The organism is Streptomyces sp. NPDC059037 (genome assembly GCF_042740015.1).
Lineage (GTDB): Bacteria > Actinomycetota > Actinomycetes > Streptomycetales > Streptomycetaceae > Streptomyces.
The window spans coordinates 54,278-57,420 of record NZ_JBHYIG010000019.1 but is presented as its reverse complement, the minus strand read 5'-3'; the positions used below and the strand labels follow the sequence as shown (position 1 = coordinate 57,420).

The window sequence follows — 3,143 nt, the reverse complement described above, 5'->3', positions numbered from 1 at the left end:
TGGTCGTCGTCGGGGGCCTCCAGACCGACGCCCCGCGGCCCCGCGCCCTCAGGCGGGGGGGCGGCTGGGGGAGGGAGGTGGGAGCCCTCCACGCCTACGGCTACCAGGCCGACCCGGAGGTCAAGGAGATCTACACCCGCCTCCGCAAGACCCACAACGAAGGCGTCTTCGACGCCTACACCCCCGAGATCCGCGCCTGCCGCTCCTCCGGCATCATCACGGGTCTGCCCGACGCCTACGGCCGCGGCCGCATCATCGGCGACTACCGCCGCGTCGCGCTCTACGGAGTCGACCGTCTCATCGCCGCGAAGGAAGCCGACAAGACGCTCCTGAACGAGGAGTGGGCCACCGAGGACGTCATCCGCGCCCGCGAGGAGACCTCCGAGCAGATCAAGGCCCTGGGCGAACTGAAGGCCATGGCGATGTCGTACGGCCACGACATCTCCACCCCCGCGTCCACGGGCCTGGAGGCCATCCAGTGGCTGTACTTCGGCTACCTCGCCGCCGTGAAGGAGCAGAACGGCGCGGCCATGTCGATCGGCCGCATCGACAACTTCCTCGACATCTACCTCCAGCGCGACATCGAGGCCGGCCGCCTCACCGAGGCCCAGGCCCAGGAGTTCATCGACGACTTCGTCATCAAGCTCCGCATCGTCCGCTTCCTGCGCACCCCCGAGTACAACGAGCTCTACTCCGGCGACCCGACCTGGGTCACCTGGTCCATGGCAGGCATCGGCGACGACGGCCGCCCGCTGGTCTCCCGCACCACGTTCCGCGCCCTGCAGACCCTCTACAACCTGGGCCCGGCGCCCGAGCCGAACCTCACGGTCTTCTGGTCGCGGCAACTCCCCCAAGGATTCAAGGACTTCGCCTCCAAGGTCGCGATCGACACCTCGGCCATCCAGTTCGAGTCCGACGAACTGATGCGCCCCAAGTACGGCGACGACACCGCCATCGCCTGCTGCGTCTCCGCCATGGCCGTCGGCAAGCAGATGCAGTTCTTCGGCGCCCGCGTCAATGTCGCCAAGGCCCTGCTCTACGCGATCAACGGCGGCCGCGACGAGAGGACCGGCAAGCTCGTCGTCGAGGGCTTCGAGCCCATCGAGGGCGACCACCTGGACTACGAGACCGTCGCCGAACGCTACGACGCGATGCTCGGCTGGCTCGCCAAGACGTACGTACACGCGCTGAACGTCATCCACTACATGCACGACAAGTACGCCTACGAGCGCATCGAGATGGCTCTGCACGACCGGGAGATCCTGCGCACCATGGCCTGCGGCATCGCGGGCCTCTCGGTCGCCGCGGACTCGCTCTCCGCCATCAAGCACGCCAAGGTCAAGGTCATCCGTGACGAGACCGGCCTCGCCGTCGACTACGAGATCGAGGGGGACTACCCCGCCTACGGCAACAACGACGACCGCGCGGACGCCATCGCCCGGCGCATCGTCTCCGACTTCATGGGCAAGATCCGCCGGCACCCCACCTACCGGAACGCGGTGCACACCCAGTCGGTCCTGACGATCACCTCGAACGTCGTCTACGGCAAGAAGACCGGCAACACCCCCGACGGCCGCCGCGCGGGCGAGCCCTTCGCGCCCGGCGCCAACCCGATGAACGGCCGTGACGAGCACGGCTACATCGCCTCCGCGCTGTCGGTCGCCAAGCTCGACTACGACGACGCCGAGGACGGCATCTCGCTGACCAACACCATCACCCCCGACGCCCTGGGCCGCACTCCCGAGGAGCGGATCGCGAACCTCTCCGGGGTCCTGGACGGCTTCATGGCCAGTGACGGCTTCCACATGAACGTCAACGTCCTCGACAAGGCGACCCTCCAAGACGCCATGGAGCACCCGGAGAACTACCCGCAGCTGACCATCAGGGTCTCCGGCTACGCGGTCAACTTCATCCGGCTCACCCGCGACCAGCAGCTCGACGTCATCAACCGCACCTTCCACGGCTCGCTCTGAGCCACCTAGCTGTGAGCCACCTGGAGCACTGCCATGACTGCTCTGCTCGATACGGAGACCGTGCTCGATACGGAGACCGTGCTCGGTACGAAGACCGTGCGCGGCACGGCGACCCCGGCGGCCGCCGTGACCCGCCGCCCGGTCACCGGATCCATCCACTCCTGGGACCTGTCCACGGGGGTCGACGGCCCCGGCACGCGCTTCGTCACGTTCCTCTCCGGCTGCCCGTTGACCTGCCTGTACTGCCACAACCCCGACACCTGGCGGATGCGGAACGGCAAGCGGACGACGGTCGACGACATGATCGCGGAGGCCGGCAAGTACACGACGTTCATCTCCGCCGCCGGGGGAGGGGCCACCGTCAGCGGCGGCGAACCCCTCCTGCAGCCCGTCTTCACCGGCGAACTGCTGCACCGCCTCAAGCACGAACTGGGCCTGCACACCGCCCTCGACACCTCGGGCTTCCTCGGCGTGCGCGCCACCGACGCCCTGCTCCGGGATGTCGACCTGGTCCTGCTGGACATCAAGTCCTGGGACCCCGACACGTACAAGAAGGTCACAGGACGCCCCCTGCGTCCCACCCTCGACTTCGCCCGGCGCCTCGCGGCGCTCGGCAAGGACATCTGGGTGCGATTCGTCCTCGTCCCCGGTCTGACCGACGACCCGGCGAACATCGAGGGCGTCGCACGCTTCGCCGCCTCGCTCGGCAATGTCTCCCGCGTCGACGTGCTGCCCTTCCACAAGCTGGGCGAGGCGAAGTGGGACGCGCTCGGCAAGGACTTCACGCTGCGCGACACCCCATCGCCCACCCCGGAGCAGGTGACCGCCGCCAAGGAGATCTTCGCGGCCCAGGGCCTCAAGGCCGTCTGACGGCGGCCGGCCCACGATGGCCGGGTCCACCGGCGCCCCACGGACGTACCCTGGATACATGAGTACCGCCCCCGCCCCCGAACCGCGCGATCCGAAGGAATCGGAGACCCCGGAGGGTTCCACGGCGCCGAAGAAGCCGAAGAGCGCCCTGGTCTTCGACGACCCCCTGTCGCAGCAGTCTTCGGACGACACGGACCGCGGGTGGGGCGAGCGGCCTCCGGGGGGGGGGGGCCCCCCCCCCGCCCCCGGGCCGGGCGCGCGCCACCCACCGCCCCCCCCCCCCCCCAACCCGCGCCCGGG

At 69.2% G+C, this 3,143-nt stretch carries 2 protein-coding genes; both read left to right on the top strand.

Annotation, left to right across the window (positions count from 1 at the left end; translation table 11 throughout):
* Nucleotides 1-1,973, top strand: a 1,973-nt coding sequence (pflB, locus tag ACFWY6_RS06865) for a formate C-acetyltransferase (protein WP_384687142.1), incomplete at its 5' end; no start/stop codon positions are given.
* Between the two features lie 33 nt (nt 1,974-2,006).
* The gene (gene pflA, locus ACFWY6_RS06860) at nt 2,007-2,843 is read left to right on the top strand and encodes a pyruvate formate-lyase-activating protein (protein ID WP_384687140.1); all 837 of its coding nucleotides are present in this window, start codon (nt 2,007-2,009) and stop codon (nt 2,841-2,843) included.
* Nucleotides 2,844-3,143: the final 300 nt, after the last annotated feature.